General features: G+C 51.3%; 18 protein-coding genes and 1 pseudogene. 2 read left to right on the forward strand and 17 right to left on the reverse strand.

From position 1 onward, the window contains the following. The 12 genes from fabZ to rpsB all read right to left on the reverse strand — a co-directional run bounded on the left by fabZ (position 1) and on the right by rpsB (position 11,890). Positions 1-435: a 3-hydroxyacyl-ACP dehydratase FabZ gene (fabZ, locus tag HKT17_RS07795; protein ID WP_008249402.1), complete on the reverse strand. Its 435-nt coding sequence runs from the start codon at positions 433-435 to the stop codon at positions 1-3. A gap of 52 nt (positions 436-487) precedes the next feature. Next, positions 488-1,573 (reverse strand): UDP-3-O-(3-hydroxymyristoyl)glucosamine N-acyltransferase, encoded by a 1,086-nt coding sequence (gene lpxD / locus HKT17_RS07800; protein WP_171099097.1) that lies wholly within the window; start codon positions 1,571-1,573, stop codon positions 488-490. Between the two features lie 9 nt (positions 1,574-1,582). After that, positions 1,583-2,104: an OmpH/Skp family outer membrane protein gene (locus HKT17_RS07805; protein WP_105029115.1), complete on the reverse strand. Its 522-nt coding sequence runs from the start codon at positions 2,102-2,104 to the stop codon at positions 1,583-1,585. A gap of 20 nt (positions 2,105-2,124) precedes the next feature. Beyond that, positions 2,125-4,431 carry an outer membrane protein assembly factor BamA gene (bamA, locus tag HKT17_RS07810; protein ID WP_171099100.1) on the reverse strand — a complete coding sequence of 769 codons (2,307 nt, stop codon included), beginning with the start codon at positions 4,429-4,431 and terminating at the stop codon, positions 2,125-2,127. Between the two features lie 51 nt (positions 4,432-4,482). After that, entirely contained in the window at positions 4,483-5,826 is a 1,344-nt protein-coding gene (rseP, locus tag HKT17_RS07815) for an RIP metalloprotease RseP (protein ID WP_171099102.1), read from the reverse strand. 13 nt (positions 5,827-5,839) lie between these two features. Continuing rightward, positions 5,840-7,039, reverse strand: coding sequence for a 1-deoxy-D-xylulose-5-phosphate reductoisomerase (gene dxr, locus HKT17_RS07820; protein ID WP_171099103.1), 1,200 nt, complete (start codon positions 7,037-7,039; stop codon positions 5,840-5,842). An 8-nt stretch (positions 7,040-7,047) separates the two neighbouring features. Next, the gene (locus tag HKT17_RS07825; protein ID WP_171099105.1) at positions 7,048-7,890 is read right to left on the reverse strand and encodes a phosphatidate cytidylyltransferase; all 843 of its coding nucleotides are present in this window, start codon (positions 7,888-7,890) and stop codon (positions 7,048-7,050) included. Between the two features lie 24 nt (positions 7,891-7,914). Then, positions 7,915-8,703: an undecaprenyl pyrophosphate synthase gene (uppS, locus tag HKT17_RS07830; protein WP_105029119.1), complete on the reverse strand. Its 789-nt coding sequence runs from the start codon at positions 8,701-8,703 to the stop codon at positions 7,915-7,917. A 7-nt stretch (positions 8,704-8,710) separates the two neighbouring features. Then, complete coding sequence (frr, locus tag HKT17_RS07835; protein ID WP_105029120.1) at positions 8,711-9,271, reverse strand: ribosome recycling factor; 561 nt, start codon at positions 9,269-9,271, stop codon at positions 8,711-8,713. Positions 9,272-9,337: 66 nt separating this feature from the next. Beyond that, entirely contained in the window at positions 9,338-10,048 is a 711-nt protein-coding gene (gene pyrH / locus HKT17_RS07840; protein ID WP_105029121.1) for a UMP kinase, read from the reverse strand. Positions 10,049-10,163: 115 nt separating this feature from the next. Then, positions 10,164-11,054, reverse strand: a complete 891-nt coding sequence (gene tsf, locus HKT17_RS07845) for a translation elongation factor Ts (RefSeq protein WP_171099107.1) — start codon at positions 11,052-11,054, stop codon at positions 10,164-10,166. Positions 11,055-11,134: 80 nt separating this feature from the next. Then, positions 11,135-11,890 carry a 30S ribosomal protein S2 gene (gene rpsB / locus HKT17_RS07850; protein WP_105029123.1) on the reverse strand — a complete coding sequence of 252 codons (756 nt, stop codon included), beginning with the start codon at positions 11,888-11,890 and terminating at the stop codon, positions 11,135-11,137. A gap of 195 nt (positions 11,891-12,085) precedes the next feature. Here rpsB and map point away from each other — a divergent pair. Both map and HKT17_RS07860 read left to right on the forward strand, forming a co-directional pair. Further along, positions 12,086-12,907, forward strand: a pseudogene (map, locus tag HKT17_RS07855) (type I methionyl aminopeptidase); the annotation flags it as partial. A 49-nt stretch (positions 12,908-12,956) separates the two neighbouring features. Continuing rightward, a complete protein-coding gene (locus tag HKT17_RS07860; RefSeq protein ID WP_171101430.1) occupies positions 12,957-15,518 on the forward strand; it encodes a [protein-PII] uridylyltransferase in 2,562 nt (853 codons plus the stop codon). Between the two features lie 27 nt (positions 15,519-15,545). Here the strand turns inward: HKT17_RS07860 and HKT17_RS07865 are convergent, their stop codons facing one another. From HKT17_RS07865 to smc, 5 genes are all read right to left on the reverse strand, one after another. Continuing rightward, positions 15,546-16,292 (reverse strand): S-methyl-5'-thioinosine phosphorylase, encoded by a 747-nt coding sequence (locus HKT17_RS07865; protein WP_171099111.1) that lies wholly within the window; start codon positions 16,290-16,292, stop codon positions 15,546-15,548. A gap of 3 nt (positions 16,293-16,295) precedes the next feature. Beyond that, positions 16,296-17,171, reverse strand: a complete 876-nt coding sequence (galU, locus tag HKT17_RS07870) for a UTP--glucose-1-phosphate uridylyltransferase GalU (RefSeq protein ID WP_171099114.1) — start codon at positions 17,169-17,171, stop codon at positions 16,296-16,298. Between the two features lie 66 nt (positions 17,172-17,237). After that, the gene (gene ligA / locus HKT17_RS07875) at positions 17,238-19,310 is read right to left on the reverse strand and encodes an NAD-dependent DNA ligase LigA (protein WP_171099116.1); all 2,073 of its coding nucleotides are present in this window, start codon (positions 19,308-19,310) and stop codon (positions 17,238-17,240) included. Continuing rightward, positions 19,307-20,389 (reverse strand): hypothetical protein, encoded by a 1,083-nt coding sequence (locus HKT17_RS07880; RefSeq protein ID WP_171099118.1) that lies wholly within the window; start codon positions 20,387-20,389, stop codon positions 19,307-19,309. The genes ligA and HKT17_RS07880 overlap by 4 nt, the downstream gene beginning before the upstream one ends. Next, positions 20,386-23,913 carry a chromosome segregation protein SMC gene (gene smc, locus HKT17_RS07885; protein ID WP_171099119.1) on the reverse strand — a complete coding sequence of 1,176 codons (3,528 nt, stop codon included), beginning with the start codon at positions 23,911-23,913 and terminating at the stop codon, positions 20,386-20,388. Before smc ends, HKT17_RS07880 begins: the two co-directional genes overlap by 4 nt. Positions 23,914-23,927: the final 14 nt, after the last annotated feature.

The following is a 23,927-nucleotide window of genomic DNA, read 5'->3' on the forward strand; positions in this document are numbered from 1 at the left end:
TTAAACTTCGCGGGCCGTGCACATCAAATCAGCAAGCGCGACCACATTGCCATCCACCAGCGCTTTCGCAGCGTACTTCCAGATTCCGCGCGAAACACGCTCCACCTGAACATCCAGCATCAAAACATCACCAGGCACCACGGGGCGCTTGAAACGACAATTGTCGATACCCACGAAGTAATACACCAAGTTCTTGTCGGGCGCGGCTTCCATGGATTTAAACGACAGCAGCCCAGCGGCCTGCGCCAAGGCTTCCATGATCAACACACCGGGCATGACTGGGTGAATCGGGAAATGTCCCGGGAAAAAAGGTTCGTTGTAGCTGACATTTTTCTGGGCCAGAATTCGAACGTTGGGCTCGAGTTCAAGCACTCGATCAACGAGCACAAAAGGGTATCGGTGCGGCAAATTTTCCAAAATGCCTTTGATGTCCATAACTGGCGTATTCATAGCTTCTGAGTTCACACTTTTAAATTTGGGTTTATTGTTATTTCAGCTTGTTTTTCAGCTCACGCACTTCACCGCGCAACTTGAGCAATTGTTTGAGAGTAACCGCAGTTTTCTCCCAATCCTTGTGTTCTTGCAAGGGAAAAATTCCGGTGTAGGCGCCCGGCTCCTTAATGCTGCTCATCACGACTGACGCTCCAGATACATGCGTGCCATCTGGAATGTTGAGATGACCAAACACCATGGCCGCGCCACCCACCGTGCAGCGAGCACCTATGCTGGTACTGCCTGCAACACCTACGCAGCCAGCCATCGCGGAGTGTTCGCCCACAGTGACATTGTGAGCGATCTGGATTTGATTATCCAGTTTTACGCCAAAACCAATCAGGGTGTCGTCTAGCGCACCCCGGTCTATGGTGGTGTTGGCACCAATTTCCACATGGTCTGCAATCAGTACACGACCCACCTGCGGTATTTTGACCCAGGCTCCCTTTTCATTGGCAAAGCCAAAACCGTCCGCTCCGATCACCACACCAGCATGCACAATGCAATTCGAGCCAATCGTGCATTCGTCGTATACGGTCACGTTTGGATAAATGCGAGTATGTGCACCCACTTCAACCTGGTTGCCCAGCACCACGCCAGCTTCAATTCGACTGCCCTCGCCCACTTTGGTGTGGGCGCCAATTACGCAATTGGCTGCAATCATCGCGCTGGGAGCGATTGTGGCGGTTGGATCTACAACAGCACGTGGATGAATGCCCGGCGCAGGTTTGAACTCACTGTGAGCCACCCACCATTGTTGCAATTTGGCGTAGTACAGGTAAGGGTCACTGACCACCCATGCGACTGAGGTGGGCACGGGCACTGCGCTGTCTTTGAGGAACTGGCAAAGCGACTCGAATTGGGATTCACGGACGAGAATTGCACCCGCTTTTGTTGAGAGCAGTTGGTCGCGAAACTTGGGATTGGCAATAAAGCCGAGATGTTTGATCCCGGCTTTTTCCAGCGGTTGAATTCCGGCCAGAGGAATGTCATCAGACACTGCCGGGTCACCACCAAACGAAGCCAGTCGACCGCCAAACTGCTCAAGCAGTGTGCTGAGCTTCGTTTCAATGAAATTCATTGATATGGTTTACTTCGCGTTGTCCAAGCTGCTGAGAACTTGGTCAGTAATGTCAATGCGCTTGTTGGCATACACGGCTTCCTGGAAAATGATGTCGTAATTTTCCTTTTCCGCAATTTGGCGGATCACGCGGTTCGCGCGCTCTACCAACTCACCCACCACCTGGTTTTTACGCTGAGCCAAGTCCTCTTCAAACTCGCGACGCTTGCGTTGGAAATCACGGTCCATTTCAGCCAGATCACGTTGACGGCGAACCTTCTCTGCTTCAGGCAAGGTGATGGCGTCTTTGTCCAGTTTGGTGGCCTCTGCTTTCACTTTGGTAGCCAGGTCTTCCAGTTCTTTCTGACGCTTTGAAAAATCACGTTCCAGTTTCTTTTGGGACTCCACTGCAAATTTGGAATCGCGCAAAATTCGTTCTGTGTTCACAAATCCAATCTTGGTCGCTGCTTGGGCGTGAGACATGGTTGGCAGTACAACCGCCAAGGACAAAGCACTGCCAATCAACAATTTTTTCACACTATTCAAAACCATTCTCCAATATTTGTTCGAATTTAGAAGCCTGTACCAATCGTGAACTGAACACGTTGGGTTTCGTCCTGTGGCTCTCTGTTCAGCGGTACACCCAAGCTGAACTTCAAAGGCCCAACTGGGGACAGCCAGGAAATACCCACACCGGTTGAGTATCGCAATTCACCAAACTTGATCTTCTCATTGGTTTGGAAAACATTGCCCGCGTCCAGGAAGGTAAACGCCCTGAAGGTACGGTCTTTCGACATACCCGGGATCGGGAAGAAAAACTCTGCATTGGCAATAACGCGCTTGGAGCCGCCAATGGGTACATTGTCGGCGTCACGGGGTCCCAAAGTGGATGAGCGATAGCCTCTAACCGTACCAATACCACCTGCGTATACATTGCGGAAAATTGGGTAAGGCGAGTCGCCCAAACCAAAACCACCTGTGATCTCGCCGTTCAATGCCAAGGTGTAAAGCTTGCCAATGGGGAAGTAAAACTGTTCCTGATAAGTGGTGCGAATGAACTCCTGATCGCCCAGCGGGGTGGCGTATTCAGCGGTCAACCTGGTGACTCGGCCGCGTGTTGGTGCAATCGCCGAGTCGCGTGAATCAAACGAATAACCCGCGTTGAGCAAAACAGCGTAGCTTGAGTTGCCAAAGTCATCCACATATCGCTGGAAACGGTCCGGGCTGAATGGACCCACTTCAAGGTCTGTGCCTTCGTAACCTGCACCAAACGAAATACGTTCGAATTCGCTGATGGGATAACCAAAACGCAGGCCAGCACCAGTGGTTTCGATGATGTAGTCACCCAGATTCAACTCGCTGGGGTCTGTGCGGCGGTTGTACACCTCGAAGCTGCGGGAAACCCCGTCAATCGTGAAGTACGGATCTGTTTGTGAGAACGAAATTGTGCGGTTCACCTTGCTGGTGTTTAACTCCAGCCCAACGGTTTTACCGGTTCCAAACAGGTTTTGCTGCTGAATGGCAGCAGAAAGTACCAAGCTGTCGGTACTTGAAATACCAGCACCCAGCAACAGATTGCCTGTCGGTTTTTCCTCAACCTGCATGTTCACATCGATTTGATCCGATGTTCCTGGTACGGGTTGGGTTTCGATATCCACGTTGGAGAAATAGCCCAAGCGGTCAACGCGTTCTTTGGACAGCTGAATTTTTCTGGAGTCGTACCAGGATGATTCGAACTGACGGAACTCACGGCGAATGACTTCGTCTTTGGTGCGGGTGTTACCACCCACATTCATGCGGCGAACATAAACTCGTTTGCCCGTATCAACAGCCATGTTGATGTTCACCACACGCTTTTCACGATCGAGGTCGGGAATCACGTTGGCATTGGCAAAGGCGTAGCCATAGTTACCCAGGCGGTCTTGAATGGCTTTGGAGCTGTCAGTCAACAATTCGCCATTGAAAGTCTCGCCTTTCTTCATTTTGATCAGCGAACGCAACTCATCGTCGCGCCCCAGCAACTGGCCCGAAAGCTCAATGTCACCGAAGGTGAATTTCTCACCTTCCTTGATGGTGATGGTGATGAAGATATCTTGCTTGTTGGGTGCAATTTGAACCTGGGTGTTTTCGATGTTGAAATCGGCGTAACCACGATTCAGGTAAAAGGAACGCAACTTTTCAATGTCGCCACTCAGCTTTTGCCGGGAATACTGATCATTCTTGCTGTACCACGACATCCAGCCGCCGGTGCTCAGTTCGAACTCCTCAAGCAGTTCCTCTTCCTCGAAGTCTTTTGCTCCCAGAATTTTTAATTGCTTGATTGAGGCAGATTCGCCTTCATCGACGTTGAACGTAATGCCAACGCGATTACGCGCCAATTGGTCAACACGGGTTTGAACCTGTGCGCCATATTTGCTGCGCGACAGATACTGACGCTTCAGCTCCTGCTCGGCTTTGTCAAGCAGCGACCTGTCGAAAATCAGGGATTCACCAATACCGACACCTTTCAGCGCCTCTTTCAGGGTTTCCTTGTCAAATTCTTTGGTGCCGTTAATTTCTACAGAGGCGATTGCCGGGCGTTCAACCACAGTCACCACCAACACATCACCTTTGGCCGAAATTTTGACATCTTCAAAAAAACCGGTTGCGAACAGTGAGCGAATGGCCTGAAGGGCTTTCTCGTCGGTGAATGTGTCACCCACGCGAATAGGCAGGTAACTAAATACCGTGCCCGCCTCAGTGCGGCGCAACCCCTCTACCTCGATGTCTTTCACCACAAACTGGTTTGCCTGGGCATGTACAACGCCCACTGACAAAGCGCAGGTGGCCACGACTGGATAAACCAAGCGCGCTGGAAACAGAGTACTTCTTATTGTCATTCAGATCGTTCCTACCAGCCCCGTCAGGCTGGAACCAATATATGAAGGCCTTTAGAAAATTAGCCTTTGAATATCATTAAAAAAAGCAACACTGGTCAATATGCCAATCAGCAAGATACCCAGTTTTTGACCTCGAATTTGCCAAACCTCATCAACGGGCTTGCCTCTGACGATTTCGGCCAAATAATACATCAAGTGCCCACCATCCAAGAGGGGGATCGGCAAAAGATTCAAAATGCCTAGGCTAACAGAAACCATGGCCAGAAAACCGAAAAAAGGAAGAATCCCGAGGCTTGATGATTCACCCGCTGCTGATGCAATGGACACTGGCCCGCTGAGGTGGTTCCAGGACAAATCGCCCGTCACCATTTTACCCAAGGCAGCCAGTGAAAACACGCTGACTTCGATCATTCGGCCAGTGCCCTCCACGATCGATTCAACCGGATTAAGGGGATTGTTCACAATCACTGATTCGCCGCCAATCGACAAGCCAAGTCGGCCGATGATTTCGCCATTTTCAAGCTGGGTTTTCTCGGGCACGGCCAAAACACTGATGTCCAGATCGTTTCGACGAATGCGCACTGTGGTTTCCTGTGCCGGGCGTTCTTTGATCAGGCTTGTAAATTGGGCTGATGTTTCAACGGGTATGCCTTCCACGCTGAGCAATTGATCATTCGCCAAGAAGCCCGCAGCGGCGGCCGCACTGCCCTCGCCCACGGCCCGGACCAAGACGCTTTTTTCGATCGGGGAAAAGCCAAGTTCGCGCGTCAAGGACGGTCCTAACTCGGCATTAACCTCCGAGGATTGAACTGGCTCCAGAAACAATTCATATCCGCCACGGTTCACTTTGATTGAGAGATCGTCACGGAAAAGCCTGGCCTTAATCAGGGCCCAGGACACTTCATTCCAGTTTTTGGTCCGGTCACCGTTCACCTCGGTAATTTCATCGCCACCCATCAAACCTGCATTGGCAGCGATTGAATTGGGGATTGGCTCTGAAACCTGGGTGGCCAAGCCCATGGGCTGCATGTAGGCAAGAAAGCCATAAATGAGGGCAGCAAGAACGAGATTGGCCAAGGGGCCGGCCAATACAATGGCAATGCGTTGACCAACTGGTTTGCGATTGAACGCCTCGGAAAGCTCAATGTCATGGCCTTTGAGACTGTCTGGGTCTCGCTCATCCAGCATTCGGACATAACCGCCCAAGGGAATCCATGAAACAGTCCATTCCACTTTGGTTTTGCGGTTAATCCACCTGAATATGGGTTTTCCAAAACCCACAGAAAACCGAATTACGCGCACGCCATAGAAGCGGGCCACAGAGTAGTGACCATATTCGTGGATGAACACCAGAATGCCCAAGGCAAGCAGGAATGAGACAATTGAATTCAGCATTAAGATCCTGTGTTTAAAACTTCCCGGCGCATTCGGTTGCAAAGGCGCGCACCTCAACGTCCAGTGCAAAGGCATCGTCCAGGTTTGCAATTGACGTTGACGCAAAACGGGACATGCACAGCTGCGTCAGCTTCACAATGTCCATATAAGCAATCTTTTCATTCAAAAACAAGTCCACTGCCATTTCATTGGCCGCGTTGAACACTGGCGCCAAGGTGTCAGGCTTCTCTAACACTTCAAAGGCCAGTTTCAGCATCGGGAAACGACTCAAGTCGGGTTCTTCAAAGTCCAGCTTACCCAAAGCCGCCAAGTTCAGGCGTGGTGAACCGGATTCAATTCGATCGGGCAAGCCCAAGACATGGGCGATCGGTGTTCGCATGTCTGGGCAACCCAGTTGTGCCAACATACTGCCGTCTTTGTATTCCACCAATGAATGAACAATCGATTGTGGGTGAACCAACACCGAAAGTTGCCTGGCGGGTAGACCAAACAGCCACAGTGCCTCAATCAACTCTAAACCTTTGTTTGCCATTGTGGCGCTATCCACCGAAATTTTCCGTCCCATGACCCAATTCGGATGCGCTATGGCTTGGGCAGGACTGACTTGAGAAAGTTCCGCCAGGCTCTTGTTCCTGAAGGGGCCGCCAGAGGCGGTCAGAACCAGCCTTTCGACGCCAAACTCGTCGGCCCTGCATAAATCATAATTGGCAGGCAAACACTGGTAAATGGCATTGTGCTCAGAGTCGACCGGCAAAATTGTAGCGCCCGAGCGCAAGCACGCCTGAATCATGAACTGCCCGGCAAGAACAAGTGACTCTTTGTTGGCCAACAACACCCTTTTTCCGGCTTGCAATGCACTGAGCGTGGGTTTTAGCCCCGCAGAACCGACGATCGCGGCCACAACAATGTCAACTTGCTCACTTTGGCAAAGCGACTCCAGATCACCCTGGCCACCAATGTCCGGGATGTAACCCAGTTGCTCGCGAAGTTTTTCGCTGAAGCCCAGGGTGTGCCACTGACTCAGTGCATCGGCGTCGCAGATAATGAGTGCCTTGGGGCGGTGTGCACAGGCTTGCGCGTACAGCAACTCAATATTTTTGCCAGCAGCCAGGCCATGCACCTGAAAACGGTCAGGGTGCCTTGCGACCACATCCAGGGTGTTGACACCAATGGTGCCTGTGGCACCCAAAATAAGTAGTTTTTGCAAATCCATTGTTCAACTCAAGCCACGATTGCACTGACCAGCAAAATTGCAAGGGGTAGCACGGGCAACTGTGCATCAATCCGGTCCAGAACACCTCCATGGCCTGGCAGCAGTTGACTGCTGTCTTTCAGACCTGCCCTGCGTTTAAGCATGGATTCAAACAAGTCGCCCACCACGCTGTATGCACTCAAGACTACCAGCCAGAAGGTGAATACGATGGGATGCCACCGTTCAAAAGCCATTGCCTGCCAGGTGTTCTTCAATTCAGGGTAGGTGCCAGCCAGTAAAACAACAATCCAGCTAAGCGCCACAACGCTGAACGCGCCGCCGATTGCACCTTCCCAGCTTTTTCCTGGAGAAATTCGGGGCGCAAGTTTACGCTTTCCGAAGGTTTTGCCAAAAAAGTAGGCAAAAATATCGGCTGCAAAGCAAATTGCAATGGTGCTTAGCAGAAAAACAATGCCGTAGGTTTTGGTAATGACCAAAGCCAAACCCGCCGCAGCTATCAGAACGAAGCCCACCAGGCCGTGAATGCTTTTGTTGGCCAATATGCCCACCGACACATTGCGCAGGCACCAGGGGGCAAGTGCAACCCAGAACACGCTGGCCAAGGCAAGCAAGGGAAAGGCTTGGGTTTGAAGATTCAAGGAACGCTCTATCAAGACACAAAGTGCTCCGCCCGCTACTGCGTAAACGACAGCTTTCGCTGGTTCGAAAAGACCAAGTCGGGCCCATTCCCAAAATGCGCCCACCAGCACCGTCAAAACGAAAAGATTCCAGCCAATTTCGCCGCCGTACAACAAAACAACTAGCAACACGATCAGCAGGATCACAGCCGTGATCACACGCGTTCTAAGCATGATATGTCTCGATTGAGAACTGAATCACTGGGCGGATTGCCGAACATTGGCCACGGGGGGCTGAATTTGCTCGGAGGTTCGACCAAAGCGTCGCTCTCTGTTGTTATAGGAATCAATGGCCTCGAGCAGCATCGGCTTGCCGAAATCGGGCCAAAATTTGTCTGTGAAATAAAATTCAGTGTACGCCAACTGCCACAACAGGAAATTGGATACCCTTTGTTCCCCACCGGTGCGAATGAACAGGTCTGGTTCTGGGCTTCCCTGAAGACACAAGTGCCTGGAAAGGTCGGTTTCCGAAATTTGATCCGGGTTGTTGGCCAATTCAGGATTGCTTTTCAGCATGTTTTTTGTTGCTTGGAGAATGTCCCAGCGACCACCATAATTGGCAGCGATGTTTAAAAACAGTCGACTGTTGTCTTTGGTGAGTTCTTGGGCAGAGGCGATCGCTGCCTGCAATTCTGGTTCAAACGCTGTGGTGTCGCCAATAATCCGCAGACAAATATTTTCGCGGTGCATGGCCTCGACGTCTTTGCGAAGTACGCGTATGAACAGGCGCATCAGCAAACTGACTTCTTCAGGAGGTCTACGCCAATTTTCTGAAGAAAAAGCAAACAGTGTCAGGTGTTCTACGCCCAGTTCACAACAGGCCTGAACGGTGCGCTTGACGGCATCTACGCCACGCTTATGCCCTGCAAATCGCGGCATTAGGCGACTTTTAGCCCAACGGCCATTTCCATCCATCACGATTGCAACGTGCTTTGGAATGTTGGATGTGCTGGGCACATCCAGAGTTGAGCTGGTGTAGACGGTCATGAATGACTTAAACCGTCATGATTTCGGCTTCTTTGGACTGCAAAACCTGATCGACTTCAGAGACAAACTTGTCGGTCAATTTTTGAATGTCCGCCTGTGCGCGGCGCTCATCGTCCTCTGAAATTTCCTTGTCATTGACCAGGCGTTTCAGCGCTTCGTTGGCGTCCCGGCGAAGGTTGCGAATCGCCACCTTGGTTTGTTCGCCCTCGCCTTTGATGAATTTGGTCAATTCTCGGCGACGCTCTTCGGTCAAGGCGGGCATTGGAACCCGAATGGTTTCACCCATGGATGCAGGGTTCAGGCCAAGGTCTGATTCACGAATGGCCTTTTCCACGGCGTTGGCCATGTTCTTTTCCCAAGGTTGAACCACGATGGTTCGTGCATCTGCGAGGCTTAAGTTCGCAACTTGCGAAATGGGCACCATGGAACCGTAGTAATCAACCTGAACATGATCCAGAATTCCGGTGTGTGCACGCCCGGTGCGCACTTTTTGCAGATCGGTTTTCAGGGACTCGATGGATTTCACCATCTTTTCTTCGGTCGTTTTTCGAATGTTTGCAACGCTCATGATTGAATTCTCACTGCCTAAGTGGATTAATTAGTGAATTAATTAGTCGATCGAATGGCCAGTTAGTTACATATGCACCAAGGTGCCCTCGTTTTCACCAGCAACCGCTCGGTGCAATGCGCCGGGCTTGTTGATGGAAAATACCCGAATTGGAAGTTTTTGGTCGCGACACAGGGCGAACGCCGTGGCATCCATGACTTCGAGGTTTTTTGAAATCGCTTCATTGAACGAAATTCTTTCGTACCGGGTGGCGGTAGGATCTTTGTTGGGGTCGGCGGTGTAAATACCATCAACCTTCGTTGCTTTTAGAACAACCTCAGCGCCAATTTCGGAGCCCCGCAATGCTGCTGCGGTGTCGGTTGTAAAAAATGGGTTGCCTGTTCCTGCCGCGAATATCACGACTTTGCCTTCTTCAAGGTATCGGATCGCTTTGGGTCGAATGTAGGGCTCAACAACCTGCTCAATGTTAAGCGCCGATTGAACCCTGGCCTCTACGCCAGCGCGCCGAAATGCATCTTGCAGTGCAAGCGCGTTCATTACGGTGGCCATCATTCCCATGTAGTCAGCAGTGGCCCTGTCCATGCCGGCTGCGCCAGGGGCAATTCCACGGAAAATATTGCCACCACCAATCACAACTGCCAATTCCACTCCTGATGCGGAGACTTCTGCAACTTCAGCAACCATTCTCTCAATGGTTTGACGGTTGATGCCGTAGGAGTCTTCGCCCATCAGGGCTTCGCCTGACAATTTGAGTAACACACGTTTGTATGCTGTCATTCAAGCCTCTTGTTGGATCATTGTCAGGATTCTATAACGTAAAGCACAGAACTTCGTCGACATGCAAATAAAAAGGGGCTTCCCGAGTCGAGAAACCCCTCTTCAAACAAAGGAATTAACGGCCTGCGGCAGCAGCTGCAGCTTGTGCGGCAACTTCAGCGGCAAAATCGTTTACCTTCTTCTCAATGCCTTCACCAACGATGAACAGGTCGAAGCCATTTACTTCGCTGCCCTTGCTCTTGAGCATGGCTTCAACGGTGAGCTTGTCGTCCTTTACGAAAGGCTGAGACAGCAGGGCAACTTCCTTCAAGAATTTCTTGATGGAACCTTCCACCATTTTCTCTGCGATGTCGGCTGGTTTGCCAGATTCTTCCGCTTTGGCTTTGGCCACTGAACGCTCGCGGTCGATGTCTTCTTGTGGAACACCGCTTTCATGCAAAGCCTTGGGCTTTGTTGCGGCGATGTGCAAGGCCACGTCTTTGCCCACGTTTTCGTCGGAGCCGGTGTAATCAACGAGTACGCCAATTTTGCCGCCGTGGATGTATGAACTCAGGCTGCCTTTGGCTTCCACGCGCTTGAAGCGGCGCACAGACATGTTTTCTCCGATTTTGCCGATCAAGGCTGCACGAACTGTTTCAACGGTGCCTTCGCCCAAAGGCAATGCCGACAATGCTTCAACATTGGCTGGGTTGTGGTCGGCGATCAACTTGGCCACGTTGGCTACAAAAGCCAGGAAGTCATCATTTTTGGCCACGAAGTCAGTTTCACAGTTCACTTCAACAATTGTTCCCAACTTGTTGGAATTATTGATATAAATACCAACCAAGCCTTCAGCGGTTACACGAGTGGCTGCCTTGCTGGCTTTGCTGCCCAGCTTGACGCGCAAAATTTCTTCGGCCTTGTCCATGTCGCCCGCGGCTTCGGTCAGGGCTTTTTTGCATTCCATCATGGGCGCGTCTGTTTTCTCGCGCAGTACTTTAACCATTGCTGCTGTAATTTCAGCCATTGATTTTCTCCTAAAGTCGGATTCTGAATTAGACAAAAAAAAGGGGCGACTGATCGCCCCATCGGAAGGCAAAGGCTTGATTAGCCCTCAGCTCCCTCTTCAGACACTTCAACGAAGTCGTCGCCGCCTTTGATGGCTTCAACCACGTCGTTTACAGCCTGGTCGCGGCCAGCCAAAACGGCATCGGCAACTGAACGGGCGTACAAACGAATGGCACGGGCGGAGTCATCGTTACCGGGAACGATGTAGCTAACGCCTGCTGGCGAGTGGTTGGTATCCACAACACCCACCACCGGAATACCCAGCTTTTCAGCTTCGGTAATGGCAATTTTGTGGTAACCCACGTCGCATACGAAAATGGCGTCCGGCAAAGTGGGCATGTCTTTGATGCCACCAATTGACTGGTTCAGCTTTTCGAGTTCACGGGCGAACATCAGGGCTTCTTTCTTGGACATGCGCTCAGTACCGCCGTCGGCAATAATGGCTTCCATGTCTTTCAGGCGCTTGATGGATGTTTTGACGGTTTTGAAGTTGGTCAACATGCCGCCCAGCCAACGCTGGTCAACATAAGGCATGCCACAACGCTGTGCCTCTTCGGCGATGATCTCTTTGGCTTGGCGCTTGGTACATACAAACAGGATGTTGCCGCGGTTGGCTGACAGGCGCTTCACGAATTTCAGCGCGTCGTCGAGCATTACGACGGTTTTTTCCAGGTTGATAATGTGAATTTTGTTACGATGGCCGTAAATGTAGGGGGCCATTTTTGGGTTCCAGAAGCGGGTTTGGTGGCCAAAGTGGCAACCAGCTTCCAGCATTTCGCGCATTGATGCTGCCATGAATTTCTCCAGTATAGACAGGGTTGAATGGGTTTGTACTGGGCCAGCATCGGGTTAATAAACCAACAATAACTAGCACCCTGTCGCACAAACCATTAAATTTACTCGTGAGCGCCAACTAACTAAGCCAGTTAGCCATAGCTCTAGAGCAGCCAAAGATTATACTCGGTTAAAATACGTTAGCTCAAGCAGGAATTAAACAAAACCATGGATATTGTGATTAAAAACGAGCACGACATTGAAAAAATGCGTGTTGCAGGCCGTTTGGCCTCGGAAGTGCTGGATTTTATCGGCCCACACGTGGTCGCTGGCATTACTACCGAAGAACTCGACAAACTTTGCCACGATTACATGGTGAATGTGCAGGGAACAATACCCGCCCCGTTGAATTACGCGCCACCAGGCTACACGCCCTACCCCAAATCAATTTGCACGTCGGTCAATCATCAAATTTGTCACGGCGTGCCTGGCCCTAAAAAGCTGAAGAACGGCGACATCATCAACATTGACATCACCGTCATTAAAGACGGTTATCACGGTGATACCAGTCGCATGTTTATTGTTGGCGAGGGTTCGCTTGCTGCGAGGCGGTTGTGCGAGATTACCTTTGAAGCCATGTGGATCGGCATTGAGCAAGTGCGACCAGGTGCCACGCTGGGCGATGTGGGTGCAGCCATTCAAAAGTTTGCTGAAGGCTTCGGCTACTCGGTAGTTCGGGAATTTTGTGGCCATGGCATTGGCACGAAGTTTCATGAAGAACCCCAAGTGTTGCACTATGGCAAGCCTGGTACCGGTGTGAGGCTGCAAGAAGGCATGATTTTCACCATCGAGCCCATGCTGAACGCGGGCCGCCGGGAGATCAAGGAAATGCCGGACGGCTGGACCATTGTGACCAAAGACCACAGTTTGTCTGCACAGTGGGAACACACAGTTTTGGTGACCGCAGATGGCTATGAAATTTTGACTCAGTCTGCCGGCACCCCAGCGAATCCTCGTTTGAAAACACAGGCGGCCTGAATTGAGCAACAAACCGGCGACAACGGTTGACAAATCAGCCGCACTTGACCTGAACGCGGTGCGGGTGCGCATCAAAACCCAGTTGAAAAGCCAAGCCCATCAATGGCTTACACCTTTTGACCAGAACACACCTGCATCAGCGGTGGAAGCTGTTCTGAGAAAGCGCTGTGTTTGTGTGGATGAGGCTCTGGTTGCCCTCTGGAATGCCATTGGCATGCCAAAGCAATACAGCCTGGTTGCTGTGGGTGGCTATGGAAGGGGAGAGTTGTTTCCATTTTCCGATGTGGATGTGTTGATCCTGATTGATCAGGAACCGGACGAGGTCAACACCGAGAAGCTTGAAACCTTTTGTGGTTCGGGCTGGGACATTGGCCTTGAAATTGGCCACAGCGTTAGAACACCCAAGCAATGCGTTGAGGAAGCCGGCAAAGACATCACTGTCCAGACTGCGCTTGTAGAATCTCGATTTCTGGCTGGAAATTCCAGTAATTTCCGGGCACTGAATTCTACTCTTCAAAAACTACTTGAAGTAAAAACCTTCTTTCGCAAAAAAACCCTGGAACTTCGGCAGCGCCATGCCAAGTATCAGGAGACACCATACAGCCTTGAACCCAATTGCAAGGAAAGTCCGGGTGGACTTCGAGACCTGCATGTCATTTCATGGGTTTGCCGAGCCGCCAACTTGGGCAACAGTTGGGCTGAAATGGCCAAAAAAGGGTTGATCACACCGTTTGAAGCTGCAAAGTTAAGAAACAACGAGCGAACACTCAAGAAAATCAGATATCAATTGCATGTCACCACTGGCCGCCGGGAAGACAGGCTTGTGTATGACGTTCAAACCCAGTTGGCGGAGTCTTTGGGTTACCGCCCTACTGCTGCAAAACGATCAAGCGAACAGCTGATGCAGCAGTATTACTTGGCTGCCAAGGCCGTCATGCAACTGAACACGATCTTGCTCCAAAATATTGAACTGTCGATTTTCGGCTCCAATGCAGAGCCTGTGGTAATTGATGATGAGTTTCAGGAAACAGATTCTCTGCTCGATATTCGGGATGACGAAGTATTTGCCAGAAACCCATCCGCGATGCTTCGCGCCTTTATCGTGATGCAACAGAATCCGCGATTAAAAGGCATGAGCGCGAGAATGTTGCGCCAGTTGTGGCACAGCCGGGTCAAAATCAACAGCGATTTCAGGAAAAACCCGGTCAACAAGGCTTTGTTCATTGAGTTTTTCAAACAACCGCAAGGCATCGTTCATGAGTTGCGGCGCATGAACGAAACCAGCATATTGGGAAGGTACTTGCCGGTTTTTCGGAAAATTGTGGGACAAATGCAGCATGACCTGTTTCACGTGTACACGGTAGACCAACATATTCTGACCGTGGTGCGTAATTTGCGTCGATTTACGATGGCAGAACACGCCCACGAGTATCCCTATTGCAGCCAATTGATGGCCAACTTTGATGACCATTGGTTGTTGTACGTGGCCGCCCTGTTTCACGACGTGGCCAAAGGCAGGGGTGGTGATCACAGTGTGCTGGGCGAAGTGGACGCCCGCAAATTCTGCAAAGATCACGGATTGAACCAGGAGAACACTGATTTAGTGGCTTTTCTGGTGAAGCATCACCTGACGATGTCGAATACAGCCCAGAAAAAAGATTTGTCAGATGTTGAAGTGCTAAAGGAATTTGCTGCGCTAGTAAAAACTCCCCGCAACCTGACAGCGCTTTACTTGCTGACTGTGGCTGACATTCGTGGTACCAGCCCGAAAGTGTGGAATGCATGGAAAGGTAAATTGCTGGAAGACCTTTACCGCCTGACATTGAAGTATTTGGGTGGCGAGGCGCCCAACCGCCGGCAAATGCTTGCCGAGCAGCAGGCGGAGGCGCGCCGAATTTTGCGGTTGTATGCGCTTTCCGATGATGTTCAGGACAAATTGTGGGCCCAGCTTGATGTGTCGTACTTTCTCAGGCAAGGGCCTAGCGACATTGCCTGGCACACGAGGCATCTATACTGGCGCGTAGATACAGAGCAGCCGATTGTGAAAGCACGTCTGTCGCCGATTGGTGAAGGCCTGGAATTGCTGGTGTACACCCGCGATGAAATGGACCTGTTTGCACGTATTTGTGGATATTTTGATTCCAAGAACTTGAGCATTCTGGATGCGAAAATTCACACCACCTCGCATGGTTACGCCCTTGATTCTTTCCTGATTCAGCACGACAGTCACCATGAGTTTTACCGTGAAACCCTGTCACTGCTCGAAGCAGAGCTTCAGGACAGGTTAATCAAGCGTCAACCGCTTGAGCCACCGGTTTTTGGGCGAATGTCCAGGCAATCCCGGCACTTTCCGGTGCGCCCTTCTGTGGATTTGAAACCAGATGAGAAAGGCAACCAATATTTGTTGACCGTATCTGCCACTGACCGAACAGGACTGCTTTACTCGATTACGCGATTGTTGGCCCAATACAAGGTGAACGTACAAACCGCCAAAATCATGACTTTGGGCGAAAGGGCCGAAGATACCTTTTTGCTGTACGGGCAGTCTTTGAATTCCGGGAAGCTTCAAATTCAGCTGGAAGCCGAGCTACTCGAGTTGCTTTCAATTTGAACGCGATGAAAGGGCTGATTTGCCCTTTCATTCGTCGTGCAGCTGCACCATCGATTTGATAATTCCCATGACCCGTCCCATTCCTTCATGAACTGTTCTGCTGATCTGGGCATGAGAAATTTCCTGAGCGCTTTCTCCCACTCCAGCAGCCTGGTTGACCACCAAAGCTAGGTGCGCATAGGGTATTTCAAGTTCGCGGGCCAGGCTGGCCTCTGGCATGCCGGTCATGCCGACAATATCGGCACCATCGCGCGCCAAACGCTTCACTTCAGCCGCAGTTTCCAGGCGAGGCCCCTGTGTACAGGCATAACAGCCGCCCTGCACCACTTGCTCACCAATGGCATCGGCTGCAAGGCACAATGAAGTACGAAGGGCCTGGTCATAAGGCCATGTGAAGTCGATGTGTTGTACTGCCTGGTTGTCACCTTCGAAAAATGTGGCATTGCGCCCGTGTGTGTAGTCCAGAATTTGATCAGGAACCACCAGCTGTCCTGGTTTCAAATCAGGGCGAATTCCACCTACAGACGCTACAGACAAAATGCCGTCGATGTCTAGTTGCGACAAAGCCCAAATATTGGCCCTGTAGTTGATTTGATGGGGGGCAATGGTATGCCCATAGCCATGGCGTGCCAGAAAAACAATTTCGTGGCCCGCCAGCATGCCGATTGTGAGTGCGCCTGAGGGTTCACCGTAGGGTGTTCGCTGAACCTTGCGCATGGTAATTTCAAAACCCGGCAATTGGCTTAAACCACTGCCTCCCAACACTGCATACATGGCTTACTTCCTGTCTTTGAGGTATTGAGCAAATTCTGCAGCCACCTCGTGGTGTTTCAGGCCCAGTTCCACTGTGGCTTTCAGGTAACCCATTTTCGAGCCGCAGTCGAAGCGGGTTCCGGTGAAGCGGTAAGCCAACACGGGTTGATCTTCAAGCAGTGAGGCAATACCGTCAGTCAACTGAATTTCTCCGCCAGCGCCTTTGCCCGTTTTCCGGATGTGATCAAAAATTTGAGAATTCAGCACGTAACGGCCCACAACCGCCAGGTTGGTTGGTGCGTCTTTGGGATCGGGCTTTTCAACAATGGCATTAACCCGCTCGGAGCGATTGTTCCAGGGAGTGCTGGAGACGATACCGTACGATTTGGTTTCAGAGGGATCAACTTCCTGCACAGCCAATACGCTGGCATGCTCACGTTCAAACACCTTCACCATTTGATGGGTCACAGAGGGGGTGCCTTTGTCTACGTCCATCAGGTCGTCGGCCAACAGCACAGCAAAAGGCTCTGTACCAACAACGGGCTCTGCGCACAGCACAGCATGGCCAAGTCCCAAAGGTTCCATCTGCCGAATGTAAATACAGTTCACATGGCTGGGTACAATGTTTTTCACTATTTCAAGCAGTGCGGTTTTGCCGCGGGCCTGCAGTTCGGCCTCAAGCTCATAGGCCTTGTCGAAATGGTCTTCAATGGAACGCTTGCTTCGACCTGTGATAAACACCAGCTCACTCAAGCCCGCTTGAAGTGCCTCTTCCACCGCGTATTGAATCAGTGGCTTGTCCACCACGGGCATCATTTCTTTTGGGCTGGCTTTGGTGGCAGGCAAAAATCGGGTGCCCATACCCGCAACAGGAAACACAGCTTTTCTAACTCGGGTCATGATTGCTCGCTCCGTAGTCCATTAATGAAGAAATAAAAAAATAATAAACACAATAACGTTTTATGTTTAAAGCATACCTTGAAATGTACTTTCATCAAGTACAGTTACGCCCAAGGCTGCGGCCTTGTCCAGTTTGCTGCCAGCAGCCTCCCCGGCCAACAAGTAATCTGTCTTTTTGGACACCGAGCCAGTTACTTTACCGCCACGAGCGATGATCAATGCGCCAGCTTCATCCCGGCTGTAGTGGCCAAGCGTGCCGGTGAGCACAAATGTTTTTCCAAAGAAAGGATGCGATTCATCAGCTGTTTGCGTGTCTTCGGTTGTCCAGGCAAGTCCCAGTGAGATTAATTCGCGTACAACCTGTTGATTGGCAGGTTCATCAAAAAATTGCCGTATGGATTCCGCCACCACAGGGCCGACATCGTTGACCTCAAGCAGTTCTTCAATTGTGGCGCTCATCAGCCGATCCACATTCTTGAAATAGGCCGCCAAATCACGGGCGGTAGCCTCGCCAACATGCCGTATTCCCAAGCCGAACAAAAATCTGCCAAATGTGGTTTGCTTGGCCTTTTCGATGCTGTCCAGCAGGTTGCGCACCGATTTTTCTCCCATGCGCTCAAGCTGAACCAAGGCATCAAATTCGAGGCGAAACAGGTCTGCGGGGGTTTTTACCCATTCCTTGTCAACCAGTACTTCAACCAGTTTGCTACCCAGGCCCTCAATGTCGATGGCACGTCGATGCGCAAAATGAATAATCGACTGCGTAAGCTGGGCTTTGCACACCAAGCCGCCTGTACACCGGAAAGCAGCTTCGCCCTCTTCTTTTTGAACCAGTGAATTACAAATTGGGCAGTGTGTCGGCATGACAAAGGCGCAGCTTCCTGCGCTGCGCTGGTTGCCCGGGAAAGGCAACACCTCGGGAATTACATCGCCGGCACGGCGAACCAAAACCTGGTCACCTACCCGCAAATCCTTGCGTTGAATTTCATCAAGATTGTGCAGGGTGGCAGACGATACAACAACACCACCCACTTTCACGGGTTCAAGTTTTGCAACCGGTGTAATCGACCCTGTACGGCCCACTTGTACTTCAATATTCAGCAGGCGGCTGAGCACTTCATCGGGCGGAAATTTGTGGGCCACTGCAAAACGCGGCGCTTTGGCCACGTAACCAAGTTGATCTTGAAGGTCAAAAGAATCTACCTTGTAAACTACGCCGTCAATTTCAAAAGGCAATGTGCTGCGGCGCTCGCCCACGCTGCGGTAGAAGGTCAAGAGGCCCTCGGCACCCAAGGCGGTTTGGCTAAGTTCTGAAACAGGCAGGCCCATTCCAGACAGCCATTGCATCATGGCGGATTGACTTTTTAGTTCACGCAACTGATCCCGTTCAAGGGCCGCACCATAGCAGTAAAACCGCAGCGGTCGACTTGCAGCTATTTTGGGGTCGAGTTGGCGAATGGTGCCAGCTGCAGCATTGCGTGGATTTGCAAAAACTTTCAGGCCAAGTTCCGCTTGCCTCTCATTCATCTGTGCGAAATCTTTCTTGAACATGAAAATTTCGCCACGCACTTCCAAATGCTCAGGCACCTTGCTTCCCTTTAATTTCAAGGGCAAGCTTCGAATGGTTTTTACATTGGTAGATACGTCTTCACCAACCGTGCCGTCGCCGCGAGTAATCGCTTGTTGGAAAATGCCGTTTTTGTAATGAATTGAGATGGCCAATCCGTCAAATTTTGGATCAACCGCGTAAGCAATTGTGGTGTCTATCGGCAGGTCGGCCAGTTCCTTGACCCGTCGATCGAAGGCAAGCACGTCGCTGTCATCAAAGGCATTGCCAAGCGACAGCATGGGTACGCGGTGCTTAACCTGCTCGAAGCCATCCGCGGGTTTGCCACCAACGCGTTGTGTGGGGGAGTCACTCTGAATCAGGTCGGGGTGGCTGTTTTCGAGTTGTTGAAGTGCCTGATAGACCCGGTCATATTCGGAGTCCGGCACTTCAGGTGCATCCAGCACATAGTAGGCATGTTCCCAGCGGTTCAGCAGTTCAATCAGGCGGCGAATTGCCGCGCTTGGAGACTCGTCCTGCTCATCGGATTTGTCGCCACTGCCGTTACTGTCAAACAAATCCAGATTGGTCATGAAAACAAAATGCGAGCTACAGGTGCACCCGGCTTGAAGCCAGAATCGGTCAAATTACGAACCCGTTCAATCAACTGGTTGTAGATGCCCTCAATGGCTTGAGTGCTCAAGGTTCGGCCAGAATCGTCCATTAGCGGTGCACCGAATTTTTCATTCATGCCATGGCATACGGTGACAATATCGCCCAAGGCTTTAATGGGTTCAGCTGAATTGGGTACGTCAATACTAAAGCTCAACAGGCGTTTGCCGGGCGCATTGTGAATTACCATGCTGGCCAGGGTGCCGGATTCATCATTGAGAAACCACTGGTGGCCTTTTTGCACCCAACCTGCCACAGCAAGCATGTCGACTGCGGTGCTTTCCTGTACGGTTTCAGGTAACAGGCAATGCAGACCGAGTAAGGTATCCAAAGCAGCCGCGGCTTGGTCCAGCGTTTCAGCTTTGGCCACCACTTCCTTCATCTCGGGAAATTCAATGTCCGCATTCTGGTCTTCAGCAAATCGCCTGAATTTTCCAAGCACTTCAGAAAACTCGATTGAGCTGAGCGGACCTTTGCGGTTGGCAATTTGAACGCTTGCTTTCAAGGATTTTGCGGTGCCCTCATAGGGGCTTGCCTTGAACCACAGCGTATCAGCGTTTTCAGCGGCGTCTGGGCTGGCAGAATAAATAATTCGCTTGCGATTGATTTGTTCCAACCCGTCGATCAGGGCCTTCCAGGTGTTGGCATCTTTGTCTTCGTCGAAACGGATGATGAAATCTGCAAACAGGCGTTTGTCGATTGTCATTTGCGGTTCATTTTGCAAATGGCTGTCAGCTCGGTGTGCATTAAAGTCTGCTTCTCCGCCTGTTTCATCCAATTCAGGGGAAGAGTCAAACTCTTGTGATCCCGAGAACCCGGGCTCTGTACGCTCATAACTCGATTTGACAGAACCCGTATTCAACAGCGGGTCTTGATCGGTTTCACCAAAACGTTCGCTGGCTTGTTTGCGCAGTCGATAATCTTGCCACCAGTTGTAAGCGATCATGGCAGCAATGCCACCACCTCCAACAATCAGCAGGGTAAGTTGTAGGTCGTTCATATGGTTTCCGTTGCCATTTTTTCTGCAGCCGCCAGGTCAACGGCAACAATGCGGGAAACACCTTTCTCCTGCATCGTGACGCCGATCAGCTGCTGCGCCATTTCCATGGCGATTTTATTGTGGGAAATGAACAAAAACTGGGTTTGTTCAGACATTTGTTTGACCAAGCGGGTGAAACGCTCGGTGTTCGCATCGTCCAGCGGTGCATCAACTTCGTCGAGCAGGCAGAACGGTGCAGGATTCAACTCGAAAATTGCGAAAACCAGTGCTGTGGCCGTTAGTGCTTTTTCGCCACCCGACAAGAGATGAATGGTGCCGTTTTTCTTGCCGGGAGGTTGGGCAAATACCTGCACGCCTGCATCCAGAATTTCGTCGCCAGTCATGACCAAGCGGGCTTCTCCACCACCAAACAACTTGGGAAAGAGGCGCGAGAAATGCCCGTTAACCACACCAAAAGTTTCGGAGAGAAGGTCGCGTGTTTCTTTGTCAATTTTGCGGATCGCATCCTCAAGGGTTTCCATGGCTTCAATCAGGTCGCCGGCCTGTTGGTCAAGGAATGATTTTCTCTCTGTTGCAGCAGCCAGTTCATCCAGCGCAGCCAGGTTCACTGCTCCCAACTCTTGCATGCCGTTGGTAAGGCGGGTTACTTCGGCCTGAAGCACTGATGCTTTCGGAGGTACATCCATGGCAACGAATTGCTGACCCAATTCGTTTACATCGGCCTGCACTTCGTCCATCAAATTCTTGTATTGTTCAATGGTGAGTTCAGCGGCCTGAATTTTTAATGCGAGGTCTTGTACCGCATCCCGCAGTGGATCAGCCTGCTTGTCACTTTCTTTTTCCGCACGTTCAAGCTCAGATACCTTCGCCATGATTTGTTCTAGCGCATCACGAGAAACTGCCACTTTTTCTTCTGCAATTACGCGCTCTTCCAAGGCAAGCTGCAATGCTTCTTGACCTTCGGTTTCAGAAAGCCCCTCAAGTTCAGCCAGCGCCAATTGTTTGCGTTGCTGAATTTGCTGAATTTGACTGCTTGCAAAAGCAATGTCGCGTTCACATTCGCGTTGGCGAGATTCCTGATTACGAATATTGAATTCTGCATCCTGCTTTTTACGCAGCGCATTCTGCACCTGCGCCTGTTTGTCGCGCAGCGCCTGTTCTGCTTCAGTCACTTTGTCTTTCTGGCTTTCGAGCGCATCGCTGGCGACGGCAAGCTGCTCATCCAGTTCGGCGTACCTGTCTTCCGATTCAAGTAAAATTGCCCGCTGTTCTTCCAGTTCGCTTTGCAACAAAGCCAGGTCTAAACCAATTTGTTCCCGGCGGCTGTCTGCCCTGCTTTGCTGCTCTTGCAAGCGAATCAGTTGTACCTGGGCTTCATGCAGTCGCTTGGTCAAACTTTCAACCAGTTGACGCGCTTGCACCACATGGGCTTTCATTTCACCCGTGCGCAATTGCAGTTGGTCGCGCTTGGCCATGGATTCATTTTTCAACATGTCTAGCGCGCGCACTTCTGTACGCAGGGCTTCTATTTGCTGCTGGCGCTCAAGCCGACCGCTTTGCGCATTGTCTGCCGCATAAAAAGACACGCCTGTGGCGCTGACACAATGCCCTTGTGGCGTGAAGATCCGCTGGCCTGGCTTCAGGGTTTTTCGTTTCGCCAGTGCGGCTTGCAAATCGGGGGCCAGGAGGTACCCAGCCAGTGATTGAATCAAAGATTGCTGAATGGCAGAGTCGGTGCAGCGCACCAGGCTGGCCAGGTCTTCCGGACCAACAGAAAGGTTTGAACCACCGCCCTGACTCGCTGATTCCATGAAAGCCACGCGTGCAGGGAGTGGCTGTTTGGCAAAGCCCTCAACCATGTCAAGCGTTCGTACCTGAAAGCTGTCAAGCGACTCCCGCAGCGCCGATTCAAGTGCCCTTTCCCAGCCACGCTCCACTTGTAACTTGCCCAACAAGCGCGGTGTATCGCCAAGGCCGCTACTTTCAACCCAGGGCTTTAACTCAGCGCTTTCGGCAAGTTGCTCGTTTAATTTCTCAAGTGCCTGCAATTGCGCCTGCGCGTTGGCATGCTTGTCCCGCTCAGCATTGAATGAGGCTTGAACATGATCAAGTTCGGCACCACCAGCAGCCAACTTGCTTTCAAATTCAGCAAGGTTGCCGGTGGCATTGTCAAGCTCCCGTTCAAGGGAATGGACCCGAGATTGGACTTCGTCCATTTCGTGTACCGAAGGTGCTGCAATTTGCTGCTTTTCGCTTTCAAGCCGATCCAATTTCACTTGAATCGTGTTTTCGGCACGGCTGGCTGATTCCTGCTGCGAAGAAACCTGGCCAAGTGCCTGCTGTATTTGCATGACACCGGCGCGTTTTTGGTCTACAGCGGATCGCGCAGCCTGCAAGGCCAGCTCAACTGGCTCGACGGCCAGCTCGGCCTCTTCAAGGGCAATAATTCGTTCTTCCAGCTCGGCTTGCTGTTCTTCGGTAGAACCACTGATTTCTTCCAATCGTGCCTTCGCGTCTTCTTCCCGCACAGTCCAGTTTTGAATTTCAAGTTCAAGCTCGGCCACTCGAGTACCCAGGCGTGCGCGTGATTCAGCCATCACGCGCAAATCAGCTTCAAGACGGCTTACTTGCCTGTTGGATTCAATCCATTGGGTTTGGTCGTTCTCCAGCTGTTGCTGGGCGTCCACCTGCTTTTCACGCACAGCAAACAGTTCTGTTTGGGTGCTAATCGATTTGCTTTGAATGGCCTCAAGATCAGCTTTGGCACGTTCAAGCTTGGCCTGGCCAGTATTTTTCTGCTCTAACGCCTCGGAATAGCGGATATACCAAAGCAAGCGCTGCTTGGTATTTTTAGCCTCTTCAAGTTCCTTGAACTGCCGCGCCACGGTGGCTTGCTGCTCCAGTCGCTCAATCTGGCTGGTCAATTCGCGAAGAATATCTTCGATACGGGTGAGGTTGTCGCGCGTGTCGGCCAAACGATTGCCAGTTTCCCGGCGGCGTTCCTTGTATTTCGATACACCTGCGGCCTCTTCCAGAAAAATGCGCAATTCTTCCGGGCGGGCTTCAATAATACGGGCAATCATGCCCTGCCCGATAATGGCATAGGCGCGTGGCCCAAGACCTGTACCCAGGAAAATATCCTGGACGTCGCGGCGGCGAACCGCCTGCTGGTTGATGTAATAGGTTGAAGCGCCATCGCGTGTGAGCACGCGTTTAACGGAAATTTCGGAATATTGGTTCCAGCTGCCGCCTGCCCTGCCTTCTGCATTGTCAAACACCAGCTCTACGCTGGCACGCGAGGCCGCTTTGCGGTTGGTGGAGCCATTAAAGATCACGTCTTGCATGGATTCGCCACGCAGCTCCGACGCCTTGGATTCACCCAGTACCCAGCGTACCGCGTCGATGATGTTGGATTTGCCACAGCCGTTCGGACCCACCACACCCACCAGATTACTGGGCACGGCAAAGGACGTTGGTTCAACAAATGACTTAAAGCCAGCTAAACGAATGTGAGTTAATCGCACGATGAAGTGGAAAT

The sequence above is a fragment of the Limnobacter sp. SAORIC-580 genome (genome assembly GCF_013004065.1).
GTDB lineage: Bacteria > Pseudomonadota > Gammaproteobacteria > Burkholderiales > Burkholderiaceae_B > Limnobacter > Limnobacter profundi.

Excerpts from the sequence above, each read along its gene's own strand:
- fabZ (WP_008249402.1), bottom strand. The coding sequence starts at position 435 with ATGGACATCAAAGGCATTTTGGAAAATTTGCCGCACCGATACCCTTTT.
- lpxD (WP_171099097.1), bottom strand. The coding sequence starts at position 1,573 with ATGAATTTCATTGAAACGAAGCTCAGCACACTGCTTGAGCAGTTTGGC.
- HKT17_RS07805 (WP_105029115.1), bottom strand. The coding sequence starts at position 2,104 with ATGGTTTTGAATAGTGTGAAAAAATTGTTGATTGGCAGTGCTTTGTCC.
- bamA (WP_171099100.1), bottom strand. The coding sequence starts at position 4,431 with ATGACAATAAGAAGTACTCTGTTTCCAGCGCGCTTGGTTTATCCAGTC.
- rseP (WP_171099102.1), bottom strand. The coding sequence starts at position 5,826 with ATGCTGAATTCAATTGTCTCATTCCTGCTTGCCTTGGGCATTCTGGTG.
- dxr (WP_171099103.1), bottom strand. The coding sequence starts at position 7,039 with ATGGATTTGCAAAAACTACTTATTTTGGGTGCCACAGGCACCATTGGT.
- HKT17_RS07825 (WP_171099105.1), bottom strand. The coding sequence starts at position 7,890 with ATGCTTAGAACGCGTGTGATCACGGCTGTGATCCTGCTGATCGTGTTG.
- uppS (WP_105029119.1), bottom strand. The coding sequence starts at position 8,703 with ATGACCGTCTACACCAGCTCAACTCTGGATGTGCCCAGCACATCCAAC.
- frr (WP_105029120.1), bottom strand. The coding sequence starts at position 9,271 with ATGAGCGTTGCAAACATTCGAAAAACGACCGAAGAAAAGATGGTGAAA.
- pyrH (WP_105029121.1), bottom strand. The coding sequence starts at position 10,048 with ATGACAGCATACAAACGTGTGTTACTCAAATTGTCAGGCGAAGCCCTG.
- tsf (WP_171099107.1), bottom strand. The coding sequence starts at position 11,054 with ATGGCTGAAATTACAGCAGCAATGGTTAAAGTACTGCGCGAGAAAACA.
- rpsB (WP_105029123.1), bottom strand. The coding sequence starts at position 11,890 with ATGGCAGCATCAATGCGCGAAATGCTGGAAGCTGGTTGCCACTTTGGC.
- HKT17_RS07865 (WP_171099111.1), bottom strand. The coding sequence starts at position 16,292 with ATGTATGCAGTGTTGGGAGGCAGTGGTTTAAGCCAATTGCCGGGTTTT.
- galU (WP_171099114.1), bottom strand. The coding sequence starts at position 17,171 with ATGACCCGAGTTAGAAAAGCTGTGTTTCCTGTTGCGGGTATGGGCACC.
- ligA (WP_171099116.1), bottom strand. The coding sequence starts at position 19,310 with ATGACCAATCTGGATTTGTTTGACAGTAACGGCAGTGGCGACAAATCC.
- HKT17_RS07880 (WP_171099118.1), bottom strand. The coding sequence starts at position 20,389 with ATGAACGACCTACAACTTACCCTGCTGATTGTTGGAGGTGGTGGCATT.